This window comes from uncultured Roseovarius sp., assembly GCF_947259555.1.
In the GTDB taxonomy this organism is placed as follows: domain Bacteria; phylum Pseudomonadota; class Alphaproteobacteria; order Rhodobacterales; family Rhodobacteraceae; genus Roseovarius.
In genome coordinates this window covers 42,294-64,604 of the sequence record NZ_CAMYMD010000109.1, presented here as the reverse complement: position 1 = coordinate 64,604, position 22,311 = coordinate 42,294, and the positions used below count along the sequence as shown (strand labels likewise).

Sequence of the window (22,311 nt, the reverse complement as noted above, 5' to 3'; positions counted from 1 at the left end):
TCAGCCTCCAATCGCCCAACGGGCCCAGAACCCGCCGAACACTTCGAATTTCGCAAGGAACGCCACGATCACGACCCAGCCGAGCGACAGCGGCAGGAAAACTTTCCAGCCGATGCGCATCAACTGGTCGTAGCGGTACCGCGGTGTGATCGCCTTGACCATGGCGAAGATGAAGAAGAAGAACGCCATCTTGCCGACCATCCACGCCACGCCATCGGGCAGCCCGGGAATCGGCGACAGCCAGCCGCCGAAGAACAGCAGCGAGGTCAGCGCGCACATCAGGAAGATGGCGATATACTCTCCGGCCATGAACAGCAGGAAGGGCGTCGAGGAATATTCCACCTGATAGCCTGCCACCAGTTCCGATTCGGCCTCTGGCAGGTCGAACGGCGGGCGGTTGGTCTCGGCGAGCGCCGAGATGAAGAACAGGAAGACCATCGGCAGGTGCGGCAGCCAGTACCAGCCGAAGAAACCATAGGCCGTATCCTGCGCCGCCACGATGGCGCCGAAATTGAGCGAGCCGGTGGAGATGATCACCCCGATGATGATGAGGCCAATGCTGACCTCATAAGAGATCATCTGCGCGGCCGAGCGCAGCGATCCGAGGAACGGGTATTTCGAGTTCGACGCCCAGCCCCCCATGATCACGCCGTATACTTCCAGCGAGGAGATCGCGAAGACGAAGAGCACGGCCACGTTGATGTCCGACAGCACCCAGCCGTCGTTGAGCGGAATGACCGCCCAGGCAAGAATGGCGAGCACGAAGCTCGTCATCGGGGCCAGCATGAACACCGCCTTGTCGGCGCCCGCAGGCACGACGACCTCTTTCACCACGTATTTGAGCGCGTCCGCGATGGTCTGCAACAGGCCCCAGACACCGACCACGTTCGGACCGCGCCGCATCTGCACAGCGGCCCAGACCTTGCGATCACCGTAAACGAGGAACAGCAGCGAGACCATGACGAAACCCACCACCGCAAGGCATTGCGCCACGATGATAACAAGGGTCCCGAGCGGGGTTGTAAAGAATTCAGCCATCAGGTCCTCACACCATCGGTATTCCGTTTTCCGCGCAGTTCGCGGCCGTGACTTCGGCGTCGATCGTCTTCAGGCCACGCGGCAGCGCCGCCGAGACCGTATAAACCGCATCGCCCTGCCAGATGCCACCCTCTTCGCTTACATTTGTGCGCAGGTGACGCGCAAAACCGTAGCCCCGGATCAGCGCATACTGCGCCGCGGCGCATTCGGCGTAGCGATCCACGTCCCCGGCATCCCGCGCGCCGCGCATGGCGACATGGAAATTCACCAGATCCCCAGCCAGAAGCCGCGTCTCGATACCCTGATACTCGGGCTTAAACGCAGGTTCCTTGCCCGGTTCGGCACAGCCCGTAAGGGCCAGCGCCAGAGGCGTTATGATCGCAGCGGCCATTTTCACTCTGCCGCCATCGGCTGGTTGGCGCGGGCCTTGGCATTGGCGCTCAGCTCGGCCATCAGTTCGCTCGACCGCGCAATCGGGTTGGTCAGGTGGAAATCCTTGACCGCCAGCCGGAACTCGGCCTTGCCCAGCTTGGCCTCGGGCAGCGGCTGCCAGTCGTTCTCCGGCACCTGATCGATTTTCTTGAGATGCTGCACGTCCTTGACCAGCGCCTGACGCAGCTGCACGATGCTGTCATAGGGCAGTGTCGCGCCAATCTCGCCCGAGAGCGCGCGCAGGATCGCCCAGTTTTCCTTGGCCTCGCCGGGCGCAAAGCCTGCGCGCAGCGCCAGTTGCGGGCGGCCTTCGGTGTTGACGAACAGGCCCTGCTCCTCGGTATAGGCGGCGCCCGGCAGGATTACGTCGGCGCGATGCGCGCCCCGGTCGCCGTGGCTGCCCTGATAGATCACAAAGGGGCCGTCAGCAATCTCGACCTCGTCCGCCCCGAGGTTATAGATCACGTCCGCGCCGTCGATGGCGGCATCCAGCCCGCCCTCGGTCACGGCCCCGACGTCCAGCGCGCCAACACGGGCCGCAGCGCTGTGCAGCACCAGCATCCGACCGGTCAGCGCCTGTGCTGTGGCCAGCACCGCCTCGCCATCGGCCTCTTGCAGCGCGCCTTGGCCCACGATCACGATGGCATCCTCGGGAACCTTCAATCCATCCAACGCGGCCCGGTCGGTGCCCGCATGGGTATAGTCGTAGGTCAGGTCCACCTTGGGGCCGACCACGGTGACATCCGCCCCGTTGATCCAGGCCTTGCGGATGCGTGCGTTCAGCACCGGCGCCTCGACACTCGGATCTGTACCGATCAGGATGAAATTCTTTGCCGTATCAAGCTCTTCAACGGCGACATTGCCAACATAGGCACTGCGGTTGTCCGCGGGTAGCCGCGCCTTGTCGGTGCGGCACTCGACAGACCCGCCCTGCCCTTCGATCAGACCTTTCAGCGCATACGCGGCCTCGACCGGGGCCAGATCGCCGACCAGACCGCTCAGCTTTTTCGCGCCCTTGATCGCCTCGGCGGCCTTGCCCAGAGCCTCGGGCCAGGTGGCCGCGCGCAGCTTGCCGTTCTCGCGGATATAGGGGCGGTCCAGACGCTGACGACGCAGCCCGTCCCAGACAAAGCGCGTCTTGTCGGAAATCCATTCCTCGTTGGTGCCGTCGTGGTTGCGCGGCAGGATGCGCATCACTTCACGACCCTTGCAATCAACACGAATGCTGCTTCCAAGCGCATCCATCACGTCGATCGTCTCGGTCTTGGTCAATTCCCACGGGCGGGCCGTAAAGGCATAGGGTTTCGACACCAGCGCGCCCACCGGGCACAGGTCAATGATGTTGCCCTGCAGGTTGCTATCAATGATCTCGCCCAGGTAGGTGGTGATCTCGGCATCCTCGCCGCGCCCGGTCTGCCCCATCACATGCACTCCCGCCACCTCGGTGGTGAAGCGCACGCAGCGGGTGCAGGAAATGCAGCGCGTCATATGCGTCTCGACCAGCGGGCCGAGATCGAGATCTTCGGTCGCGCGCTTGGGCTCGCGGTAGCGGCTGAAATCCACGCCATAGGCCATCGCCTGATCCTGCAGGTCGCATTCACCGCCCTGATCGCAGATCGGGCAATCGAGCGGGTGATTGATCAGCAGAAACTCCATCACCCCCTCGCGCGCCTTCTTGACCATCGGCGAATTGGTCTTGACCACCGGCGGTTGCCCCTCGGGCCCGGGCCGCAGATCCTTGACCTGCATGGCGCAGGAGGCTGCCGGCTTCGGCGGGCCGCCCACGACCTCGACCAGACACATCCGGCAGTTGCCCGCGATAGACAGACGCTCGTGGTAGCAGAAACGCGGAATCTCGACGCCGGCCTCTTCGCAGGCCTGAATAAGGGTCATCGCGCCCTCGACCTCGATCTCCTGATCGTCGATGATGATCTTGCGTAGCTCAGCCATATCCGTCTACTCTTCTATCAAGAACTTCCCGATCTGAGTGCCCGCGGCGATCTCCGCCCGCCCCAGATCGCAGAATGTTTCGGGTTTTTCAGGATCAACGCCCTTGGCGGCCATATAGGCTTCGCCCTTGCGGCGCATCTTCCGTTTTTCTTCCTTGTCATCGACATAGGCGTTGATCTCGGCATTGCTGTAACCGCGCTCGCGCGCCAGCTTGCGGAGCCCGTTCATGTAAAACAGGGCTTTGAAAACACGCCCGTCAATGCTGTCGCACTTCTTGCGGATCTCATCCGCGATACCAACGGCCAGCAGCCCGCCATTTATATCGTCCTCAGCCGACAATCCGGGCTTTGCCTGCACCGCGCCGCTGCCAAGCGTCAGGACCACAATAGCCCCCACCATCACACGCATCTCAGATCTCCTTTCCAAAGGCAGTCGAGGCGCGCAAGACGCTGCGCCTCACCTCTGTCAGAGATGGTCATTCGGACCTTTGTCATGCAATAACACGCAAGACAAGCCCCTGATATGACGCGTGGTTTCACCATATTTCGCAGCGTCCGCTCACAGACAGACTATCCCCGGAGCGCGCATAAACCGGACCCTCTTGGCCCGAAGCTACGCCGCTCCATGTGATCTCGGATGTGCCGTAATTCGCAAGGCAATAGCGCGTCGCCTCATGCACGGCGGCAAGCTGCGCGCCCTCCAGACCGCTGGAGGCACGGCTCACGGATGCCGTAAAGTTCTGCCGATCCTCTTTCTCGGCGCGCGACTTGCCGGGGTAGTAGTTGCCATTGAAATACACCCGTTCTTCACGCTTTGCACAGCCAGCCAGAACGCCGATCATCAGCACGACACAGCCCGCGCACATATATGCCCGCCGCAATCTCATTCAGCTGCAACCGCACTGACCCGGCCAGTACGCTTGGCCTTGATCCGGTCCTCGATCTCGTCGCGGAAGTTGCGAATGAGGCCCTGAATCGGCCAGGCCGCCGCATCGCCAAGCGCGCAGATCGTATGGCCCTCGACCTGCTTGGTCACGTCGAACAGCATGTCGATCTCCTCGACCTCGGCCTCGCCGCGCACCAGCCGGTCCATCACCCGCATCATCCAGCCGGTGCCCTCGCGGCACGGCGTGCATTGCCCGCAGCTTTCGTGCTTGTAGAATTTCGACAGACGCCAGATTGCCTTGATGATGTCGGTGTCCTTGTCCATCACGATCACGGCGGCGGTGCCGAGGCTCGACCCCACCTCCTTGAGCGCGTCGAAATCCATGATCGCGTCCTTGATGTTCTCGCCGCGCACGCAAGGCACCGAAGAGCCGCCGGGAATGACCGCCTTGAGATTGGTCCAACCGCCGCGAATGCCGCCGCAATGCCGCTCGATCAGCTCTTCAAAGGAGATCGACATGGTTTCTTCGACCACGCAGGGAGTGTTCACATGGCCCGAGACCGCGAAGATCTTGGTGCCCGCGTTGTTGGCCCGGCCAAAACTCGAAAACCAGTCCGGCCCGCGCCGCAGGATCGTCGGCACCACCGCGATGGATTCGACGTTGTTCACCGTCGTGGGGCAGCCATAAAGCCCCGCCCCCGCCGGAAACGGCGGCTTCATCCGGGGCATGCCCTTCTTGCCTTCGAGCGACTCCAGCAGCGCGGTTTCCTCGCCGCAGATATAAGCGCCCGCGCCATGCACGAGGTAGATGTCAAAATCCCAGCCCGACTTGCAGGCATTGCGGCCCACCAGCCCGGCCTCATAGGCCTCGTCGATGGCGGCCTGAAGCGCCTCTTTCTCGCGGATATATTCGCCGCGAATGTAGATATAGCAGGCATGCGCGTTCATCGCGAAACTGGCGATCAGGCAGCCCTCGATCAGCGTGTGCGGATCATGGCGCATGATCTCGCGGTCCTTGCAGGTGCCGGGCTCCGACTCATCCGCATTGACCACCAGATAGGCCGGTCGCCCGTCGCTTTCCTTGGGCATGAACGACCACTTGAGCCCGGTGGGAAAGCCTGCGCCGCCGCGCCCTCGCAGCCCGCTCGCCTTCATCTGATCGACGATCCAGGCGCGACCGTTTTGCAGGATCGTCGCCGTGCCATCCCAATGGCCACGCGCCTGTGCGCCCTTGAGGCTGCGGTCATGCATCCCGTAAAGATTGGTAAAGATACGGTCTTGGTCTTTCAGCATCCCGTTACCCCTGGTTGCTCTGGCGCGCACGCCAGATTTGGTAGATCAAGACGAAGGCCCAGATGAACCCCGCCAATGCCATCAGGTCAAACAGCGCGCGCACGCGCTGGCTGAGCCCCATTTCGCCGCCGATAAACGTGGCCAGCACCCAGAATACAGCCGTGCCCGCGATCACCAGCGCGGTGAAGCGGCCCTTGCGTGCTATCTCTGCGTCCTTGTCCGGCATCATTCATCTTCGTCAGTATACGTCGCCACCCTCGACACGCTTGGAGAACTCGGTCTCTCCTCCCGCAGCGAGGATCTTGGCCTGTTCAACCCAGTTGTCGCGGCTCACCCGGCCTTTGAACCCTTTGAGATTGGCATCAACCCACGCCACCTCGTCGGCGCTCCAGCCGGCGATCTGGTCGAAGTGGTAAAAGCCCAACTCGTTGCACAGCATTTCCAGCTTCGGGCCCACACCCTTGATCTGTTTCAAATCGTCGGCCTGTCCAGCCTTGGGGGCGCTCAGCGCCTCGGGGCGGGTGCCGACACTTTCCTCACCGGCCTCACCGGCCTCACTTTGCTTCGGCGCGGCGTCTTCGTCACCGTAACGCCATTCGCCCTTACGCTCCGCAAGCTCCTGTTCGCCTTCGAGCACGGTGCCGGATTTGACTGCGACGCTTTCCGTGGCGCTGTCCGATGCCGCTGTTGCCGACGGTTGTGCCGTGTCATGGGCCGGTGCGGTCGTGGCTGGTGTCGGTTTGTCGTCGTCCTCGTCAAACGGGGCTTTGTACCCCGTGATCCCGGTGACCTGGCGCACCGTCTCTTTCAGGTCGCTGGTCTTGATCCCGCTATCTTCGTCTAGGTAGCCCGTACAAACGAGCCGGGTTATCACAAGCCCGACAAAGACGGCAAAGGCCGCTCCCAAGAGCAAGGCCGCGAAAAAGCCGACAGATCCGGCCGCGGACCATAGGACCAATATCCCGCTAAGCACCGCTAGGCCCCAGCAGACGATCTGGCAGGTGCTCAGTTTTGACGTATCAGACATGACAATTACCCCCTGTGTTTTTCAAGCAGGCGCGTTCAATAGACCTCGCCTTTCTTGGCCCGGGCAGAGAACTCCGTCTCTTTGCCGTCTGCCAACAGTTTCGCCTGCTCAACCCAGTTGTCACGGCTGACCCGACCCTTGAATCCCTCAAGGTTCTGATCGACCCAACTGACCTCTTCCTCCGTCCAGTTTGCCACTTGATCAAAGTGATAAAAGCCAAGCTCGTGCAAAAGCGCCTCGAGCTTCGGGCCCACACCCTTGATCAGTTTGAGATCATCCGACTTGCCGTCGCGCGGGGCGTCCAGCGTTTCGGGCTTGGTGCCCTGGCCGGCCTCGACCTCGGGCTCCTTGGGCGCCTTAACCGGCTTCGCGGCCGCAGACGCCTCGGGCTTGGCCTTGGTCTTGGCCTGTGCCTCGCGAATGGTCGAGCCGGTCTTGTCCACCGGCGTGGCCGGATCGACCTTCGGACGTATCTCGACCGGTTCGTCATTGATCTTGACCGAAGGCGCGGCGGGCTGATGCATCGCCCCCTTGTCGCGCCACGGTGTCAGCAGCGGCACCTCGGTGCCATCAATTCGCTTGATCGTATCGCCCAGATCCGCCGCACGCTGCACACTGCCGTTATACTGCGCGCGCCCGCTCTCGAAATCGGCAAGGCTGGTCAGACCGCCCTTCGGCTCCGACGCATAGCGCCCGTTCTGCGGCCCGGGTGTGGGCACATCGCCCGCCGCCAGCTCGTCGATGATCTCGGCGAACCGCTCGGCGGTCAGATCCTCATAATAATCCTTGCCGATCTGCGCCATCGGCGCATTGGCACAGGCCCCGAGACATTCCACCTCTTCCCACGAAAACTTGCCATCCGCCGACAGCTCATACGGGTTGGCGGCGATCTTGTCCTTGCAGACGCCGATCAGGTCCTCGGCCCCGCAGATCATGCAGCTTGTCGTGCCGCAAATCTGGAAATGCGCCACACTACCAACAGGTTGTAGCTGGAACATGAAGTAGAAGGTCGCGACCTCCAGCGCACGGATATAATCCATGCCGAGCATGTCGGCGACATGCTCGATCGCCGGACGGCTGAGCCAGCCCTCCTGCTCCTGCGCACGCCACAAGAGCGGAATGATCGCGCTTGCCTGCCGGCCCTCGGGATACTTGCTGATCTGACCCTCCGCCCAATCCTGATTTGCAGGGCTGAACGCAAAGCTCTCGGGCTGTTCATGATAGAGACGACGTAGCATTCTCAGGCACAGGCTCCTGTGGTCAGTTTCACGCCCCCGGCAGGCAGCCGTTCGGCCCCGCCCGCGGACAGTTTATAAGCAGTTATATCAAGCAATTCTTGCCGCGTAAGGCCCGTCTGGAACCCTGCCGCAATATAGTCCGGCTCTGTCACCATAGTGCAGCCAAGGCTCTGCACGGCGGCATCGTAGTTGAGCAGATCCTGCTCGCTGATCCCCTTTGGCGGCAAGGCGCAGGCGGTCAGCACGCCAACAGAGGCCATAGCCACTACATTCATTCGCATCATTGGGAACACAACTCCTCGGAAAGTGACAGGCTGTCCTCCTCGACATCCATCTGCGCCTCACCGCGCGACAGCATCGCCGCGATCACCGGGCGTAGTTCCTTGGTCGTGAACCCCGCAGCAGGCAGTTGAACATCAGCCTCGGCCCGGCTCAGACGGCAGCCCGCCCCGGCCATGTAGGCAATGAAGTCGATACGCAATTGAGCAGGGGTCCGCGATGCTTGCAAGACCTCGGGCGCGCTGTTCATCATGCTCGCGGACAATCCCTTGAAACGCTCGCACAGGCTTTCTTCCAGAAACACGGCCTTTTCATCCGAAGACAGGCGAATTTCAGACATGCGCAGCATCTTGTCCATCAAGAGTTGCACCTCGGTCATCTCGACACCGACGCGGGGCAAAAGCAACTTGGCCTCTTCAATGGTCATCACACAGTTGTTGTCGGCAATCGCCGCAAAGAACCGCTCGCGCCCGGAATAATCGAGCCTGCCACCGCAGGCCCCGCCAAAGACCACGAGTTGCCCGTCAAGAATGCGCGCGCGCTCCTCGGTTATCAACTGTTCGGTGATCGCCTTGGTCTCAGCCTTGTCGACGAAACCCGCCTCCGGCATCACGCGGTCGGCCTCAAACGGCGACATCCGGCAGCCATGCTCGGCCATTACGCCGACAAAGGTCTCGATCCGCTCTGACGGAACGGGTTCGGCCTGCGCGGCACCGGCCAAAAAGACGGATGACAGGACACCAGCCAGCCAGCCTCCTGCTCGCGAGAGCGTAATACCGGACCAATCCGCGTTCATTACCGGTCGATCTCCCCAAAGACGACATCCATCGTGCCGATGATCGCCGCGATATCGGCCAGTTGGTGCCCCTTGGAGATATGGTCCATCGCCTGCAAATGCAGAAAGCCCGGCGCGCGCAGCTTGGCACGGTAGGGCCGGTTGGTGCCATCGGCCACCAGATACACACCGAATTCGCCCTTGGGGGCCTCAACCGCGCAATAGACCTCGCCCTCGGGCACGTGGAACCCTTCGGTATACAGCTTGAAGTGATGAATGAGCGCCTCCATCGAGCGCTTCATCTCGCCCCGTTTGGGCGGCGTCACCTTGCCCCGTGAGAGGATATCGCCTTGCCCCTCGGGGGCACGCAGCTTTTCGATGGCCTGATGCACGATCCGAAGGCTCTGGCGCATCTCCTCCATCCGCACGAGGTAGCGGTCATAACAGTCGCCATTCTTGCCCACCGGCACGAGGAAGTCGAACTCGTCATAGCATTCATAAGGCTGCGCGCGGCGCAGATCCCACGCCATGCCAGAGCCGCGCACCATCACGCCGCTAAAGCCCCAGTCAAGCGCCTCTTGCTGGCTGACCACACCGATATCGGCATTGCGCTGCTTGAAGATCCGGTTCTCTGTCAGCATGCCGTCGATATCGTCGAGAACACGTGGAAAGTCCTTGGCCCACTCCTCGATATCGTCGAGCAATTCCGGCGGCAGATCCTGATGCACGCCGCCGGGCCGGAAATACGCCGCATGGAGCCGCGCGCCACAGGCCCGCTCGTAGAACACCATCAGCTTTTCGCGCTCTTCAAACCCCCAGAGCGGCGGCGTGAGCGCGCCGACATCCATCGCCTGCGTGGTGACGTTCAGCAGGTGGTTCAAAATACGACCGATTTCGGAATAGAGCACCCGGATGAGGCTCGCGCGGCGCGGCACCTCGACGCCGGTCAGCTTTTCGATGGCCAGACACCAGGCATGTTCCTGGTTCATCGGCGCGACGTAATCGAGGCGGTCGAAATAGGGCAGGTTCTGCAGGTAGGTGCGGCTCTCCATCAGCTTTTCGGTGCCGCGATGCAGCAGGCCGATATGCGGGTCGCAACGCTCGACCAACTCGCCGTCCAACTCCAACACCAGACGCAAAACCCCATGCGCCGCAGGGTGTTGCGGGCCGAAGTTGAGGTTGAAATTGCGGATTTTCTGCTCGCCTGTGAGCGCGTCTTCGAATTTGGAGCCGTCCATTATCCACGTCCTCCGTCAAGCTTGTCGCGGAACGCAATGACCCACAGCAGGACAAGCGCCCCAAACGGGATGATCGACACGAGGCTCACCCAATTTGGAATGCCGAACTTGGGTAAGAGCTTCCAGAACGGGATGATGACCAACGCGGCAAAGATCAGCATGAAGATCACGCCACCACCGCCCATGCCATAGCCTCCACCCATCATTTCGTGCCCTCCTTCTCATCACCGGGAAGGATGTATTCAGCCCCTTCCCACGGCGACATGAAATCGAACTGCCGGTATTCCTGAACAAGGCTGATCGGCTCGTAGACGACACGCTTTTGCACCTCGTCATATCGCACCTCGGTATACCCCGTGGTCGGGAAATCCTTGCGCAGCGGATGCCCGCGAAATCCATAATCCGTGAGAATGCGGCGCAGATCCGCATGGCCCGAAAAAAGAATGCCGAACATATCAAAGACTTCGCGCTCAAACCAGTTCGCGGCCGGGAATATTCCGGTGATCGACGGCACCATGTCTTCTTCACGGGCTGCGGCGCGCAAGCGAATGCGGTGGTTCTGATACATGCTCAGCAAATGGTACACCACGTCAAACCGACGCGACCGCTCGGGATAGTCGACGCCGGTGATATCGACGAGTGTGGAAAACGCACAGTTCTGATCGGTTTTCAGAAATTCAATCAGACCGGCGATATTCGGCAGCGCCACATCGACATTGAGCTCGTCATGCGTGACATCCCAGCCCAGCACGCAATCGCCGCGCTTCAGCTCGATATATGCGCCCAGTTCCTTGAGTGCCTTGCTCATCTCACAATCGTCCCTGTCCGGCGGATTTTGCGCTGCAATTGCAGGATACCATAGACCAGCGCCTCGGCGGTCGGCGGGCAGCCTGGCACGTAGATGTCGACCGGGATGATCCGGTCACAGCCGCGCACCACGGAATAGCTGTAGTGATAATATCCCCCGCCATTGGCGCAGGACCCCATCGAGATCACGTAGCGCGGCTCCGGCATCTGGTCATAGACCTTGCGCAGCGCCGGGGCCATCTTGTTGGTCAGTGTTCCCGCCACGATCATCACATCGGACTGACGCGGGCTGGCGCGCGGCGCAAATCCGAACCGCTCCACGTCATAGCGCGGCATCGCGGTGTGCATCATCTCGACCGCGCAGCAGGCCAGACCAAAGGTCATCCAGTGCAGGCTGCCGGTGCGCGCCCAGTTGATGATATCCTCGGTGGATGTGACCAGAAAGCCCTTGTCCTGCAATTCGGCATTCAGCGCCTGCATCGCGGGCTCACGCGTCTCGCCCGGCTCGTAGGCTTCAACCGGGGCGAGGCTCGACGGCGAGGATTTCACGCGCGGGCTCTGCATACCCTGGCCCTGCCCCTGTGTTTCGGTCACGACCGCGTCGTCTTGATCGTTCACTCCCATTCCATCGCTCCCTTGCGCCATTCATAGGCGAATCCGGCAGTCAGGACGGCCAGAAACACCATCATCGACCAAAATGCCGCCATGCTCAGATCCTGAAAGGCGACTGCCCATGGAAATAGCATGGCAATCTCAAGGTCAAAGATGATGAAGAGGATCGACACCAGATAAAAGCGCACGTCGAACTTCATGCGTGCGTCGTCAAAGGCATTGAAGCCGCATTCATACGCACTGACTTTTTCCGGGTCCGGGCTGCGAACGGCCAGAACCACGGCCGCAAGGATCAGGACGAGGCCCAGCCCGATGGCGATTGCCAGCAAAATAAGGATGGGGAGATATTCCCTCAGCATCTCTTCCACGAGGTGGCTCCTTTCATGCGCGGGCGCGGGCGCATCAAGATGGCTGCATGTCTATGCCGGGTTTAAACCCGCCCCTTGGTGGGGTCAACCAAGAGCGCACGGGTTTGATGCGTAGCGAGGACGGAATCTGCCATTTAGTATGCGATAGTATGCTAAATGGTATCAAAATTGGACCGAAATTCTTACCACACATCCCCGCATTCCGGCATCCCAAGCCGACTCAGGCCCGCCAATGCGGCATCCGCTTGTCGAAAAACGCGGCAATCCCCTCTTGCGCCTCTTCTCCGGCCCAACATGCCGAGAGCGCCGCGATGGTGTGCCCGATCACTTCGTCATCTATTTTCGGTCCCAGGTCACGCAGGAGCGACTTTGCCTGCGCGACCGCACGAGGGGCGCAGTCCATATATGGGACAACCTCTTGCTCGATGGCTGTATCCAGCTCGCCCTCGGGCACCGCCTGCGCCAGCAGACCCAGCTCCTTTGCCTCCGTCGCATCAAACCGCCGTCCTGACATGAAGACGCGCCGCGCCCGTGCCTCGCCCATTCGAGCGGCCACGTAAGGCCCGATGGTCGCGGGGATCAGACCCAGCCGTGTCTCGGTCAGCGCGAATTGCGCGGCCTCCGTGCCAATCACCACATCACAGACGCTCATCAACCCGACACCGCCACCAAAGGCATTGCCCTGCACCCGGCCAATAAGCGGCTTCGGCAGGGTGTTGAGCGCCTGAAGCATATGCGCCAGCTTGGCCGCCTCGCGGCCTCTTACCTCCGGGTCCGCCTCGAACTGATCGCGCATCCATCCCAGATCGCCCCCGGCGCAGAATGTCTTGCCCCGTGCCGCCAGCACCACGACCCGAACGGAATCGTCAGCCCCCAGGTCCGTGGCCGCCTGATGCAACTCGGCGATCATCTGCGCCGACATCGCGTTGTGCTTCTCTGCCCGGTCCAGCCACAGTGTGGCCACGCCGCGCGCGTCCCTCTCGATGCTGATCGTCTCGGTCATGCCCTCTCCTTCTCGCACCAAATTTCTTCAAAAGAAATTTGCCAAAAATCTTTTCAAGATTTTTGCGCCGCACCCCGCATCGCCCGCGCCATATCCACCGCCTCGGACAATATATCGGGGTCGAGCCCGGTCTCGCATCCAAGCACCGTCAGACGCTCATGCACCTTCTCCGTCGCCACATTGCCCGCAGCACCAGGCGCATAGGGACAGCCTCCAAGACCACCGACCGCGGCATCAAACACCCGCAGGCCACGCGCCAACGCCACCTCGATATTGTCAAGCGCGCGCCCGGCCGTGTCGTGGAAATGCCCGGCCAGCCGCTCCGCCGGCAGCGCATCACAGACCGCCGCCAGCATCGCATCGACCGCCTCGGGCCTGCCCTGCCCGATGGTGTCGCCAAGGCTGATCTCGTAACATCCCATCTGCCACAGCGCCTCGGCCACGCGCACCACCGCCGCCGGGTCCACCGGCCCGTCATAGGGGCACTCGACCACGCAGGATACATAGCCGCGCACCCGCAGCCCCTCGGCCCCCGCAGCCTCCAGCACCGGGGCAAAGCGCGCAAGGCTCTCGTCGATCGTGGCGTTGATATTGGCCTTCGAGAACCCCTCCGACGCCGAGCCGAAAATTGCCACCTCATCGGCCCCGGCCTCGAGCGCATCCGACAGCCCCCGCATGTTCGGCGTCAGCGCGGCATAGCGCACGCCCTTCGCCCGGGTGATCCCGCGCAACACCTCGCCCGAGTCGGCCATCTGCGGGACCCACTTGGGGCTGACGAAACTCGCCACCTCGATGCGCGAGAACCCCGCTTCGCTCAGCAGGTTCACAAACGCGATCTTGTCGCGGGTGGCGATCCGCGCCGCCTCGTTCTGCAACCCGTCGCGGGGCCCGACCTCGAAGATTTCAACGCGCTCTGCCATGCTCATTCCTCCGGCACAGGATAAAACGCCTGCGCATAGATATCCTGCGCGCCGTCCCGCGCCTTGGCCCGTCCGTAGCCGGGCCGTGCGCGCAGCCGGTCCCAATAGGCCATGAGACGCGGATAGGCGTTCAGATCAACATAATAGCGCGCCAGCTCGAACCCGTAGGCAAACATGATATCCGCCGCCGAAAACCCCGACGGCAATAGATAATCGCCCTCCAGCCGCGCCTCCATCGCCGCCAGCGCCGCGCGCAGCCGGGCATTGAGCAGCTTAACCACCGTGGGCGACGGGCGCGCGGGCGGGCGCAGGAACACCTGATTGAGGTTGAGGTTTTCCAGCAGACAGCCCACCGTCTCCGACAGGCTCAGCATTTCCAGAAACCGCGCGCGCTCCGGATGGCCCGGCTCCGGCATCAGCCGCGCATCCGGGTAGCTCTCGCAGAGCATCTGCACGATCGCCGCGCTTTCCACCCAGACAGCACCGTGATGCTCCAGCACCGGCACGCGGCCCGCGGGCGACAGCGCGAGGAACTCAGGACTGCGCATCGAGCCGTCGCGGATCGAGTAATAGCGCAGCTCATACTCGAGCCCCAACTCCTCCAGCAGCCACAGCACCCGCAGCGAGCGCGCCAGCGGGACATGATGCAGGATAATCATACCTCCTCCTCCAGCCGTACCAGCGCCGCCCCCGCGCTGACCTGATCGCCTGTCGCGACCAGCACCTCGGCCACCACGCCGTCACGTGCAGCCAGTAGGCTGTGCTCCATCTTCATCGCCTCCAGCACGGCCAGCCGGTCGCCCTTGGTCACCGCCTGCCCGGCGCGCGCAAAGACCGCCTTGACCAGCCCCGGCATCGGCGCCTCGATGAGCGCCGCATCGCCGCCCGCCACGCTGTCCCGCGCCAACGGGTCGACCAGATCGAAGGCCAGCCCGTATCGCGCAAAGACAGTGATCCGCGTGCCGTCCACCGCCACCCCGGGCGCGGGCCGACCGTCCAGCCGCCACTGCCCGTCGACGCGCCGCGCCGCGACCCATGTCTCGCCCACCCGCAGATCGTGGGCGGTGCCCGACAGCGTGCGCAGCCGCACCGTCACCTCGTCCCCGTCCTGCACCAGCACCACGTTACGCTCCAACGGCTGCCAGAGGACAAAGCCCGCCGCCTCCGACGCCTCCTCCAACAGCCCCAACCCGGCCAAGGCCGCCAGCGCCGCCTCGCCCGGCCCGGCCAACGGGGCCACCACCAGCGTCTCGATATCCCGCGCGATCAGCCCGGTATCCACATCGCCGCGCGCAAACCCCTCATGCCGCGCGAGCGCACCGAGAAAGCCGAGATTGGTGACCGTCCCGGCCACCTCCGTGCCCTCCAGCGCCCGCACCAGCCGCCGCAGCGCCACGCCGCGGGTCGGGCCATGGGTGATCACCTTGGCGATCATCGGGTCATAGAACGGGCTGATCTCGTCGCCCGCCCGCACCCCGCTATCGGCGCGGCAACCTGCCGGAAAGGCCAGATGCGACAGCCGCCCGGTCGCAGGCAGGAACCCCTTGGGCACATCCTCGGCATAGAGCCGCGCCTCAAAGGCATGGCCGGTGATCTTCAGGTCCTCCTGACGCGCGGGCAGCGCCTCTCCAGCGGCCACGCGCAACTGCCATTCCACCAGATCGACACCTGTAATCGCCTCGGTCACCGGATGCTCGACCTGCAACCGCGTGTTCATCTCCATGAACCAGAACCGATCAGGGCGCAGCCCGTCCGAGCCATCGACGATGAACTCCACCGTGCCCGCCCCGCTATAGCCGATCGCCTCGGCAGCCCGTACCGCAGCCTGCCCCATCGCGGCGCGCATCTCAGGCGTCATGCCCGGTGCCGGGGCCTCCTCGATCACCTTCTGATGACGGCGCTGCAAGGAGCAGTCGCGCTCGAAAAGATGCACCGCGCGGGTGCCGTCGCCGAACACCTGCACCTCGATATGGCGCGGCTTCTCGACGAATTTCTCGATCAGCACGTCCGAATTGCCAAAGGCCGTGCGCGCCTCGCCGCGCGCACTCTCCAGCGCATCGGCAAAATCCTGTGGCCGCTCCACCAGCCGCATCCCCTTGCCGCCGCCGCCCGCCACGGCCTTGATCAGGACCGGATAGCCGATGGTGTCGGCCGCGCCTGCCAGATGCTCGGGGTCCTGATTGCTGCCGTGATAGCCCGGCACCACCGGCACGCCCGCCTCTTCCATCAGCGCCTTGGCGGCATCCTTGAGGCCCATTGCGCGAATGGCCTTGGCCGACGGCCCAATAAACACCAGCCCCGCCGCCTCCACCGCCTCGACGAAATCGGGGTTCTCGCTCAGAAACCCATAGCCGGGATGAATCGCCTCGGCCGCCGTCTCCAGCGCCGCCGTGATGATCGCCTCGCCCTTGAGATAGCTTTCGGCAGGGGCCGACCCGCCGATATGCACCGCGACATCCGCCATCGCCACATGCGCCGCGCCCCGGTCGGCGTCGGAATAGACCGCCACCACCTCGACCCCCATCGCCTGCGCACTCCGCATCACGCGACACGCGATCTCGCCCCGGTTGGCGATCAGGATACGTTCAAACATCGCTTGCGCCTCTCGCTTCTTCTTGGTTTCCATCAACACCCGTCACGCCGCGTTCCCCTGCAACGCATCACACCACCCTTTTCGACGGTCGCCATCGTAGGCGCGCGCATGTCCACGTTCGATCATCGTGCGTGCCACGGGCACGCCATCAGCCGCCAGAAAGATCAATGCGCGGTCATACCTGTCAGTGCCTTCACGCACCACGGTGATGTCCTCGGTCGTCAGGAGGAGCCACCGCAAGGCCCACTTTGCCCGCAACGCCATAGCAAACTCTGTAAAACACCTCGGGCTAAAGAGCTCGGGCGTGTCAAATCCGGTCAAGCGCCCGGAAAGAAATCCACGACCGGAACAATAGAGCCGGACCGTGTCGCCATCTGTCACATGAACAACACGGCAGCCAGTGACGGTGTTCTGCGTCTTGCTCGTGACGAACACATCCGACGTCAAAGGTAGCGCGATCAAGGCCATAGCGCACACAACGATAACGGCGCGAAGGTAAAAACGGGGATCGGCAATCTTGTCACGTACCGCACGCTTGCGTTGGTCCGGCGGCGTTCCCAAATCCCATTTCGGGTGCCGACGCGCACCTTTGTAAAAGCGAGTGACCTTTTTCCTCGACACGAAACCAAACCCTCACATCCGGAAGACGCCAAAGCGCGTCTCCTCCACCGGCGCATTCAGCGCCGCGCGCAAGGAGAGCGCCAGCACATCCCGGCTCTTGCGCGGGTCGATGCAGCCATCGTCCCACAGCCGGGCGCTGGCATAAAGCGGATGCGCCTGCCGCTCGAACATCTCCACCGTGGGCCGCTTGAACGCCTCTTCTTCTTCCGCTGACCACGTCTCACCGCGTTTCTCCATCGCGTCGCGCTTGACAGTGGCCAGAACCCCCGCCGCCTGCGCGCCGCCCATCACGGAAATCCGTGAATTGGGCCAGGTCCACAGGAATCGCGGTTGATAGGCGCGCCCCGCCATGCCGTAATTGCCCGCCCCAAACGAGCCGCCGACCAGCATGGTGATCTTCGGCACGCTTGTCGTCGCCACCGCCGTCACCATCTTGGCGCCGTGCCGCGCGATGCCTTCATTCTCGTATTTGCGCCCCACCATGAAGCCGGTGATATTCTGCAAGAACACCAGCGGGATACGGCGCTGACTGCACAGTTCGATGAAATGCGCGCCTTTCGAGGCGGCTTCGGAAAAGAGCACGCCGTTATTGGCCACAATCCCCACCGGGCAGCCCTTCACATGGGCGAACCCGCAGACCAGCGTCTCGCCGAACCGCGCCTTGAACTCGTCAAAGCGGCTGCCATCCACCAGCCGCGCGATCACCTCGCGGATGTCATAGGGCGTGCGCAGATCGGCAGGCACCACGCCGAGCAATTCCGCCGGATCATAGGCGGGCTCTTCGGGTGTCTGCCAGCCCCGGACGGGGGCAAGCCCATCGCCCAGATTGCCCACCGCCCGCCGGGCCAGCGCCAGCGCGTGCGCGTCATCCTCGGCCAGATAATCCGCCACGCCCGAGAGGCGCGTGTGCACATCGCCGCCGCCCAAATCCTCGGCGCTGACCACCTCGCCGGTCGCGGCCTTGACCAGTGGCGGCCCGGCGAGAAAGATCGTGCCCTGATCGCGCACGATGATGGTGACATCCGACATGGCGGGCACATAGGCCCCACCGGCGGTGCAGCTGCCCATCACCACGGCGATCTGCGCGATACCCTTGGCGCTCATCCGCGCCTGATTGTAGAAGATCCGCCCGAAATGATCGCGATCCGGGAACACCTCGTCCTGATTGGGCAGGTTCGCGCCGCCGCTATCCACCAGATAAATACACGGCAGATGGCATTCCTCGGCGATCTCCTGCGCGCGCAAATGCTTCTTGACGGTCATCGGGTAATAGGTGCCGCCCTTTACCGTCGCGTCGTTGCACACCACCATGCAGTCACGCCCCTGCACCCGTCCGACCCCGGCGATCACCCCTGCCCCCGGTGCCGCCCCGTCATAGAGACCATGCGCCGCCGTCGCCCCTACCTCAAGGAACGGGCTTCCCGGATCAAGCAGCGCGGCCACCCGGTCGCGCGGCAGCATCTTGCCGCGCGACAGATGTCGCTCGCGGGCGCGCTCACCGCCGCCCGCCGCCGCCTGTAAGGCCGCCTCCTCGACCAGACGCAGCGCCTCAAGATGGCCCGCCTCATTGGCCTTGAACGCCTCGGAGCCGGGCAGAATTGCCGATTTCAGTTGCATGACGCAAATCCTCGCATGACGGCGGGGCTAGGCCCGCCTGTTGCAATATCACCACAGCACGGGGCCGGCCGCACAACTTGACCCACATCAAGGTCGGACAGGCGATTCAGGCGCATACCCGCCGCTGTACGAACAAGAGTGGAAAGACCATGAAAAAGATTACAGCCCTCACCCTCGCTGCCTTGATGGCCTCGACCGCCGCTCCGGCGCTCGCACAGGAACAAGGCGACATGCTGCTTGGCCTCGGCCTTGGCTGGGTCGAGCCCGGCGATGGCAGCAACACGGCTGCCGGCCAGGTCGATGCCGACGGCGCCCTGAGCCCAACCGTCACCTTTGAATACTTCGTTGCCGACAACCTCGGGATCGAGTTGCTGGCCGCGTGGCCTTTCAAGCATGACATCAACCTCAACGGCACGAACGCGGGCGAGACCAAGCACCTGCCGCCCACCCTGTCGCTGCAATATTACTTCACCAATTCCAGCAGCATCACGCCCTTCGTCGGCGCGGGTATCAACTATACCTACTTCTTCGACGAAGAGGGCCAGGGGCCGCTCAACGGTGTCTCTGTCCAGCTTGACGACTCGTGGGGTCTTGCCCTGCATGCCGGTGCGGATTTCGCGATCAATGAAAAATCGGCCTTCCGCGCAGACGTGCGCTATATCGACATCGAAACCGAAGCCACGGTCGGCGGCGTCAATATCGGCAACGTCGATATCGACCCTTGGGTGTTCAACGTGGCCTACGTGATGAAGTTCTGAACCTCGCCAGAGGTCACGCATCAAAGGGCCGGGCATCGCACCGGCCCTTTTCATTGCGTGCACCGCATTCATTGCACCCCCTCCGCAGCCGCGCGCGCCTTGAGATCCTTACGGATCACCTTGCCCGTCACTGTCATCGGCAACGAATCCAGAAACTCTATTTCTCTTGGGTATGAATAACTTGCGAGGCGTTCCTTGACATGCGCCTGCAAGGTTTCAGCCAAGGACGCGGACGCCTCCCAGCCCTCGCGCACGACCACATAGGCCTTGACGAGCTCGGTGCGCAGGCTGTCGGGCTTGCCGACCACGCCCACGGTGGCCACCGCGTCATGCGTCAACAGACAATCCTCGATTTCGGCCGGGCCGATGCGGTAGCCTGCGGAGGTGATCACGTCATCCTCGCGTCCGACAAAGCGGATGAACCCGTCCTCGATCACGCCCCGGTCACCGGTCAGCAGCCAATCGCCCCGGAACTTCTCCGCCGTCTCGCGCGGTTTTCCGAAATATTCCAACATCATCGAGGCCGAACCTCTCCTGATCGCGATATCGCCCTCACCGGCTGTTGCACGACCCTCGCCGTCGATCACCGCCACCTCGTGCCCCGGCACGGCGCGCCCCAGGGCACCCGGGCGCGGATCGAAGAGCGCACCACAGGACGATCCCACCATGTTGCACTCGGTCTGCCCGTAGAACTCGTTGATCGTCAGCCCAAAGGCGCGCCGCCCCCAGTCGAGCATCTCGGCCCCGAGCGGCTCACCGCCGCTTGCCACACTACGCAAGCCGTCAATGCGCGCATCCTCAGATTTCAGCATCCGAAGGGCCGTAGGCGGGAAAAACACATTACGAACAGCGCCATCAGAGACAATCCTCATGCATTCCCCGACACTGAACTTGCTCATCCGCGCCGCCACAACCGGCACACCAATAGCCAGCCCCGGCATCAGCACATCGAACAGCCCGCCGATCCACGCCCAATCGGCGGGCGTCCAGAGGCAATCACCGGGTTGGCCGAGGAAATCGTGGCTCATCTCGACCCCCGGCAAATGCCCGGTCAGCACCCGGTGGCCGTGCAACGCGCCCTTGGGGCTGCCTGTGGTGCCGCTGGTGTAAATCAGCACGGCAGGCGTCTCCGGTGTCGTGTCGACCGTCTCGAATCGTCCCTCGGGCAGCGCTTGCCGCTCGGGGATGAGCGCCGCGACCCCGGGCAAATGCGACAGCAGATCGACACTTTCTGCATCGGTGACCACCACCCGAGCCCCGGCATCACCCACCCGACTCAGCAGCGCATCCCGCTTGAAGAGTTTGAACAAAGGGATTGAAACCGCGCCGATTTTCCAGATCGCGATATGGGCTGCGGCGCACCATGCGCCCTGCGACCGCAACACACCCACGCGGTCGCCCTGCATCACGCCCCGCGCAAGCAATGCCTGCGCCAACCCATCGGCCATGCGCCGCAGCGTGCCATAGCTTATCTCGCGCGGGCCATCGCCCGACAGGTCGATGATCGCCACGCGCTCCGGCTCAGCCTCGGCCCAATCGTCGCAGACCTGCGCGGCCATGTTCAGCCGCGCGGGAATGTCCCACCGGAATGCGTCGCGCAGCACCTCGTAGGGCGCGCGCCGCAACACGGGGCGCATGCCGCTCATGACGCCACCTTGGGCGCGTTGCGATGCACCAGCCGCCCATAGGCATCAACGAAATACTCATAGTCTCCGCAGGCCACGACCAGCCAGAGATCATCGCTCACCGCTGGACGCGCCGCGCAATCACTGCGCGCGGCCCCGGCACCCGCCTCCTCCAGATAGCGCGCCGCCATACGCTCGATCACCTCTGTCTCGGTCGTCAGCACGGCGCGCCCCCCGAGCAAGAGGCCAATGCCCCCGGCAAGCGCGACAAGCGCCAGAATAGGGGCAAAGATGACACGCCGCGGCATCAGCTCACTCTCCCAACTGGCTCGATTGCAGGTAGAGCATCTGCCGCGCGGTCTCGTGCAAAAGACAGCTCACGGTGGCCGGGCCGCTGCCTGTACCACCGCCCCATTGCGATGCCTCATAACCGCATTTGGCATCGCGAAACCCGATCCAGGCGCGCTGCATCCCGCGCAGCGCCTCGGCCTGTTGCGGGGCATAGGACGGGGCCTGCGCATCCTGCGCGGCCAGTTTCGCGTAAAGCTGCTGATAGACGGTGTTGAGCCAGCCATCCCAAGCCGCGCGCTCACGATCCGTGCAACCGCTCATGCCAATCGTCGTATAGCCACCGGGTGTGGCCTCGATACAGTGCTCGGCGGCCTTGCCCGCACAGCTCTCGCCGCCACCGGCACGAATGCAGGCCGCGACCGGCGCGATGTCGAACACCAGCTCTTGCGCCGCAAGCGGCAGCGGGGCGCAGCAGACGACCAACGCCAGGATATGACGGGCGCAAAAGCTCATCAATCCAGCTCCCCCAGCCCGCTGAGTTCATGCGCGCGCGCGGCGGTTTTCCGCAAATGACAGTTGCCGGCGATGATCACCCTGATCGAGCCCTGAAGCCAGATCTGGTACTGCAATCCGCAGGCAGCGTCTCGATAGGCGGCCCACGCCTCCTGCGACTGGCGCAACGCCTCGGGCAGGCTCTGATCCGTTTCGCGCAGGGTGTCGAGTTTCTGGTCATACGCCTCTTGCATCAACGCGGCCCAGACCCCGGTTTCCGCCATCAGACATTCACTGATGCCAAGTGTCGTGTCGCCGCCGGGCCGCTCCTGACAGCGCGCCGCCGCATCCCCCACGCAAGACGGAAGCGCAACCCTCTCGGACTGGGCCGTCTCAAAACAGGCCTCGACGGCTTCCCGATCAACGGGAACCTCCTGCGCACTTGCCGC

General features: G+C 63.2%; 27 protein-coding genes. 1 reads left to right on the top strand and 26 read right to left on the bottom strand.

Annotation, left to right across the window (positions count from 1 at the left end; translation table 11 throughout):
* The 22 genes from nuoH to Q0X85_RS19495 form a co-directional block, all read right to left on the bottom strand.
* Positions 1-1,038 (bottom strand): NADH-quinone oxidoreductase subunit NuoH, encoded by a 1,038-nt coding sequence (gene nuoH, locus Q0X85_RS19600; RefSeq protein ID WP_297774796.1) that lies wholly within the window; start codon positions 1,036-1,038, stop codon positions 1-3.
* Between the two features lie 7 nt (positions 1,039-1,045).
* The gene (locus Q0X85_RS19595; protein WP_297774795.1) at positions 1,046-1,429 is read right to left on the bottom strand and encodes a hypothetical protein; all 384 of its coding nucleotides are present in this window, start codon (positions 1,427-1,429) and stop codon (positions 1,046-1,048) included.
* Positions 1,430-1,431: 2 nt separating this feature from the next.
* Positions 1,432-3,420, bottom strand: a complete 1,989-nt coding sequence (gene nuoG / locus Q0X85_RS19590; RefSeq protein WP_297774794.1) for an NADH-quinone oxidoreductase subunit NuoG — start codon at positions 3,418-3,420, stop codon at positions 1,432-1,434.
* Positions 3,421-3,426: 6 nt separating this feature from the next.
* Complete coding sequence (locus tag Q0X85_RS19585) at positions 3,427-3,828, bottom strand: DUF5333 domain-containing protein (protein ID WP_297774793.1); 402 nt, start codon at positions 3,826-3,828, stop codon at positions 3,427-3,429.
* 127 nt (positions 3,829-3,955) lie between these two features.
* A complete protein-coding gene (locus Q0X85_RS19580; RefSeq protein ID WP_297774792.1) occupies positions 3,956-4,306 on the bottom strand; it encodes a hypothetical protein in 351 nt (116 codons plus the stop codon).
* Entirely contained in the window at positions 4,303-5,598 is a 1,296-nt protein-coding gene (gene nuoF / locus Q0X85_RS19575; protein WP_297774791.1) for an NADH-quinone oxidoreductase subunit NuoF, read from the bottom strand. The genes Q0X85_RS19580 and nuoF overlap by 4 nt, the downstream gene beginning before the upstream one ends.
* Positions 5,599-5,602: 4 nt before the next feature.
* Entirely contained in the window at positions 5,603-5,824 is a 222-nt protein-coding gene (locus Q0X85_RS19570) for a DUF5337 domain-containing protein (protein ID WP_297774790.1), read from the bottom strand.
* A 12-nt stretch (positions 5,825-5,836) separates the two neighbouring features.
* Positions 5,837-6,625 (bottom strand): NADH:ubiquinone oxidoreductase, encoded by a 789-nt coding sequence (locus Q0X85_RS19565; protein WP_297774789.1) that lies wholly within the window; start codon positions 6,623-6,625, stop codon positions 5,837-5,839.
* Positions 6,626-6,660: 35 nt separating this feature from the next.
* Positions 6,661-7,863 carry an NADH-quinone oxidoreductase subunit E gene (locus Q0X85_RS19560; RefSeq protein WP_297774788.1) on the bottom strand — a complete coding sequence of 401 codons (1,203 nt, stop codon included), beginning with the start codon at positions 7,861-7,863 and terminating at the stop codon, positions 6,661-6,663.
* Between the two features lie 2 nt (positions 7,864-7,865).
* Positions 7,866-8,147 (bottom strand): hypothetical protein, encoded by a 282-nt coding sequence (locus tag Q0X85_RS19555; RefSeq protein WP_297774787.1) that lies wholly within the window; start codon positions 8,145-8,147, stop codon positions 7,866-7,868.
* Positions 8,144-8,938 (bottom strand): hypothetical protein, encoded by a 795-nt coding sequence (locus tag Q0X85_RS19550; protein WP_297774786.1) that lies wholly within the window; start codon positions 8,936-8,938, stop codon positions 8,144-8,146. The genes Q0X85_RS19555 and Q0X85_RS19550 overlap by 4 nt, the downstream gene beginning before the upstream one ends.
* Complete coding sequence (locus Q0X85_RS19545; protein WP_297774785.1) at positions 8,938-10,155, bottom strand: NADH-quinone oxidoreductase subunit D; 1,218 nt, start codon at positions 10,153-10,155, stop codon at positions 8,938-8,940. The genes Q0X85_RS19550 and Q0X85_RS19545 overlap by 1 nt, the downstream gene beginning before the upstream one ends.
* On the bottom strand, positions 10,155-10,361 hold the full coding sequence (locus tag Q0X85_RS19540) for a hypothetical protein (protein ID WP_297774784.1): 207 nt from the start codon (positions 10,359-10,361) through the stop codon (positions 10,155-10,157). The genes Q0X85_RS19545 and Q0X85_RS19540 overlap by 1 nt, the downstream gene beginning before the upstream one ends.
* Positions 10,358-10,963 (bottom strand): NADH-quinone oxidoreductase subunit C, encoded by a 606-nt coding sequence (locus Q0X85_RS19535; protein WP_297774783.1) that lies wholly within the window; start codon positions 10,961-10,963, stop codon positions 10,358-10,360. Before Q0X85_RS19535 ends, Q0X85_RS19540 begins: the two co-directional genes overlap by 4 nt.
* Complete coding sequence (locus Q0X85_RS19530; protein ID WP_297774822.1) at positions 10,960-11,442, bottom strand: NADH-quinone oxidoreductase subunit B; 483 nt, start codon at positions 11,440-11,442, stop codon at positions 10,960-10,962. The genes Q0X85_RS19535 and Q0X85_RS19530 overlap by 4 nt, the downstream gene beginning before the upstream one ends.
* A gap of 134 nt (positions 11,443-11,576) precedes the next feature.
* Positions 11,577-11,942, bottom strand: coding sequence for an NADH-quinone oxidoreductase subunit A (locus Q0X85_RS19525; protein ID WP_297774782.1), 366 nt, complete (start codon positions 11,940-11,942; stop codon positions 11,577-11,579).
* A gap of 220 nt (positions 11,943-12,162) precedes the next feature.
* On the bottom strand, positions 12,163-12,945 hold the full coding sequence (locus Q0X85_RS19520) for a crotonase/enoyl-CoA hydratase family protein (protein ID WP_297774781.1): 783 nt from the start codon (positions 12,943-12,945) through the stop codon (positions 12,163-12,165).
* A gap of 53 nt (positions 12,946-12,998) precedes the next feature.
* Positions 12,999-13,865 (bottom strand): hydroxymethylglutaryl-CoA lyase, encoded by an 867-nt coding sequence (locus Q0X85_RS19515; protein ID WP_297774780.1) that lies wholly within the window; start codon positions 13,863-13,865, stop codon positions 12,999-13,001.
* Positions 13,866-13,867: 2 nt separating this feature from the next.
* Positions 13,868-14,524: a glutathione S-transferase family protein gene (locus tag Q0X85_RS19510; protein WP_297774779.1), complete on the bottom strand. Its 657-nt coding sequence runs from the start codon at positions 14,522-14,524 to the stop codon at positions 13,868-13,870.
* Positions 14,521-16,458: an acetyl/propionyl/methylcrotonyl-CoA carboxylase subunit alpha gene (locus Q0X85_RS19505; protein ID WP_297774778.1), complete on the bottom strand. Its 1,938-nt coding sequence runs from the start codon at positions 16,456-16,458 to the stop codon at positions 14,521-14,523. Before Q0X85_RS19505 ends, Q0X85_RS19510 begins: the two co-directional genes overlap by 4 nt.
* 42 nt (positions 16,459-16,500) lie before the next feature.
* Positions 16,501-17,019 carry a thermonuclease family protein gene (locus tag Q0X85_RS19500; RefSeq protein ID WP_297774777.1) on the bottom strand — a complete coding sequence of 173 codons (519 nt, stop codon included), beginning with the start codon at positions 17,017-17,019 and terminating at the stop codon, positions 16,501-16,503.
* Between the two features lie 72 nt (positions 17,020-17,091).
* Positions 17,092-18,696 (bottom strand): carboxyl transferase domain-containing protein, encoded by a 1,605-nt coding sequence (locus tag Q0X85_RS19495; RefSeq protein WP_297774776.1) that lies wholly within the window; start codon positions 18,694-18,696, stop codon positions 17,092-17,094.
* A 149-nt stretch (positions 18,697-18,845) separates the two neighbouring features.
* Between Q0X85_RS19495 and Q0X85_RS19490 the strand changes: the two genes are divergently transcribed.
* Positions 18,846-19,454 carry an OmpW family outer membrane protein gene (locus Q0X85_RS19490; protein WP_297774775.1) on the top strand — a complete coding sequence of 203 codons (609 nt, stop codon included), beginning with the start codon at positions 18,846-18,848 and terminating at the stop codon, positions 19,452-19,454.
* Positions 19,455-19,522: 68 nt separating this feature from the next.
* On the opposite strand, the gene Q0X85_RS19485 is transcribed toward Q0X85_RS19490, so the two are convergent.
* From Q0X85_RS19485 to Q0X85_RS19470, 4 genes are read right to left on the bottom strand one after another with little or no spacing between them, the layout of a single operon-like run.
* Entirely contained in the window at positions 19,523-21,100 is a 1,578-nt protein-coding gene (locus tag Q0X85_RS19485; protein WP_297774774.1) for an AMP-binding protein, read from the bottom strand.
* The gene (locus tag Q0X85_RS19480) at positions 21,097-21,387 is read right to left on the bottom strand and encodes a hypothetical protein (protein WP_297774772.1); all 291 of its coding nucleotides are present in this window, start codon (positions 21,385-21,387) and stop codon (positions 21,097-21,099) included. The genes Q0X85_RS19485 and Q0X85_RS19480 overlap by 4 nt, the downstream gene beginning before the upstream one ends.
* 4 nt (positions 21,388-21,391) lie before the next feature.
* Positions 21,392-21,883, bottom strand: a complete 492-nt coding sequence (locus Q0X85_RS19475; protein WP_297774771.1) for a lysozyme inhibitor LprI family protein — start codon at positions 21,881-21,883, stop codon at positions 21,392-21,394.
* A complete protein-coding gene (locus Q0X85_RS19470) occupies positions 21,883-22,218 on the bottom strand; it encodes a lysozyme inhibitor LprI family protein (protein WP_297774769.1) in 336 nt (111 codons plus the stop codon). The genes Q0X85_RS19475 and Q0X85_RS19470 overlap by 1 nt, the downstream gene beginning before the upstream one ends.
* Positions 22,219-22,311: the final 93 nt, after the last annotated feature.

Excerpts from the sequence above, each read along its gene's own strand:
- nuoH (WP_297774796.1), bottom strand. The coding sequence starts at position 1,038 with ATGGCTGAATTCTTTACAACCCCGCTCGGGACCCTTGTTATCATCGTG.
- Q0X85_RS19595 (WP_297774795.1), bottom strand. The coding sequence starts at position 1,429 with ATGGCCGCTGCGATCATAACGCCTCTGGCGCTGGCCCTTACGGGCTGT.
- nuoG (WP_297774794.1), bottom strand. The coding sequence starts at position 3,420 with ATGGCTGAGCTACGCAAGATCATCATCGACGATCAGGAGATCGAGGTC.
- Q0X85_RS19585 (WP_297774793.1), bottom strand. The coding sequence starts at position 3,828 with ATGCGTGTGATGGTGGGGGCTATTGTGGTCCTGACGCTTGGCAGCGGC.
- Q0X85_RS19580 (WP_297774792.1), bottom strand. The coding sequence starts at position 4,306 with ATGAGATTGCGGCGGGCATATATGTGCGCGGGCTGTGTCGTGCTGATG.
- nuoF (WP_297774791.1), bottom strand. The coding sequence starts at position 5,598 with ATGCTGAAAGACCAAGACCGTATCTTTACCAATCTTTACGGGATGCAT.
- Q0X85_RS19570 (WP_297774790.1), bottom strand. The coding sequence starts at position 5,824 with ATGCCGGACAAGGACGCAGAGATAGCACGCAAGGGCCGCTTCACCGCG.
- Q0X85_RS19565 (WP_297774789.1), bottom strand. The coding sequence starts at position 6,625 with ATGTCTGATACGTCAAAACTGAGCACCTGCCAGATCGTCTGCTGGGGC.
- Q0X85_RS19560 (WP_297774788.1), bottom strand. The coding sequence starts at position 7,863 with ATGCTACGTCGTCTCTATCATGAACAGCCCGAGAGCTTTGCGTTCAGC.
- Q0X85_RS19555 (WP_297774787.1), bottom strand. The coding sequence starts at position 8,147 with ATGATGCGAATGAATGTAGTGGCTATGGCCTCTGTTGGCGTGCTGACC.
- Q0X85_RS19550 (WP_297774786.1), bottom strand. The coding sequence starts at position 8,938 with ATGAACGCGGATTGGTCCGGTATTACGCTCTCGCGAGCAGGAGGCTGG.
- Q0X85_RS19545 (WP_297774785.1), bottom strand. The coding sequence starts at position 10,155 with ATGGACGGCTCCAAATTCGAAGACGCGCTCACAGGCGAGCAGAAAATC.
- Q0X85_RS19540 (WP_297774784.1), bottom strand. The coding sequence starts at position 10,361 with ATGATGGGTGGAGGCTATGGCATGGGCGGTGGTGGCGTGATCTTCATG.
- Q0X85_RS19535 (WP_297774783.1), bottom strand. The coding sequence starts at position 10,963 with ATGAGCAAGGCACTCAAGGAACTGGGCGCATATATCGAGCTGAAGCGC.
- Q0X85_RS19530 (WP_297774822.1), bottom strand. The coding sequence starts at position 11,442 with ATGCAGGCGCTGAATGCCGAATTGCAGGACAAGGGCTTTCTGGTCACA.
- Q0X85_RS19520 (WP_297774781.1), bottom strand. The coding sequence starts at position 12,945 with ATGACCGAGACGATCAGCATCGAGAGGGACGCGCGCGGCGTGGCCACA.
- Q0X85_RS19515 (WP_297774780.1), bottom strand. The coding sequence starts at position 13,865 with ATGGCAGAGCGCGTTGAAATCTTCGAGGTCGGGCCCCGCGACGGGTTG.
- Q0X85_RS19510 (WP_297774779.1), bottom strand. The coding sequence starts at position 14,524 with ATGATTATCCTGCATCATGTCCCGCTGGCGCGCTCGCTGCGGGTGCTG.
- Q0X85_RS19505 (WP_297774778.1), bottom strand. The coding sequence starts at position 16,458 with ATGTTTGAACGTATCCTGATCGCCAACCGGGGCGAGATCGCGTGTCGC.
- Q0X85_RS19495 (WP_297774776.1), bottom strand. The coding sequence starts at position 18,696 with ATGCAACTGAAATCGGCAATTCTGCCCGGCTCCGAGGCGTTCAAGGCC.
- Q0X85_RS19490 (WP_297774775.1), top strand. The coding sequence starts at position 18,846 with ATGAAAAAGATTACAGCCCTCACCCTCGCTGCCTTGATGGCCTCGACC.
- Q0X85_RS19485 (WP_297774774.1), bottom strand. The coding sequence starts at position 21,100 with ATGAGCGGCATGCGCCCCGTGTTGCGGCGCGCGCCCTACGAGGTGCTG.
- Q0X85_RS19480 (WP_297774772.1), bottom strand. The coding sequence starts at position 21,387 with ATGCCGCGGCGTGTCATCTTTGCCCCTATTCTGGCGCTTGTCGCGCTT.
- Q0X85_RS19475 (WP_297774771.1), bottom strand. The coding sequence starts at position 21,883 with ATGAGCTTTTGCGCCCGTCATATCCTGGCGTTGGTCGTCTGCTGCGCC.